This is a genomic window from Mesorhizobium sp. M2A.F.Ca.ET.039.01.1.1, from assembly GCF_003998035.1.
Classification (GTDB): Bacteria; Pseudomonadota; Alphaproteobacteria; order Rhizobiales; family Rhizobiaceae; genus Mesorhizobium.
Genome location: NZ_RZRY01001592.1, coordinates 1 through 399, shown reverse-complemented (window position 1 = coordinate 399; position 399 = coordinate 1). Strand labels below are relative to the sequence as shown.

The following is a 399-nucleotide window of genomic DNA, read 5'->3' as shown; positions in this document are numbered from 1 at the left end:
TTCCAGCTCGAGGACCTGCCGGAGGGCCACGTGATGGAGATCAAGGGCCGCGTGCTGCGCGACCAGCTCGGCGAGCGCCTGGTCGAGGAATCCGGCGCCAATTTCGACGCCGAGATCCAAAAGCCCTTTTCCAACAAACCGGTGCGCCGCACCGAACCGAGACGCGATGAGGCCGAACGGCCAAAATTCCCGCGCGATGGCGTCGATCGCCGGCCGATCGGCGAGGGCGGGCTGATCAAGGCCCGCAAGCGCCGCGAAGGCAGCCGCGACGAGGCGCTGGGCAAGCTTTCGACCAAGCCCTACATGGCCTTCGGCGAGCGCGGTCCGAAGCCGGAGCGCGGCGGTTTCGGCGACAAACCTCGCGGTGGTTTTGGCGACAAGCCCCGTGCGGGGTTCGGC

Annotated in this window: 1 pseudogene; it reads left to right on the top strand. The window is 68.2% G+C overall.

From position 1 onward, the window contains the following. Positions 1-399, top strand: a pseudogene (locus tag EOA24_RS41070) (RNA pseudouridine synthase); the annotation flags it as partial.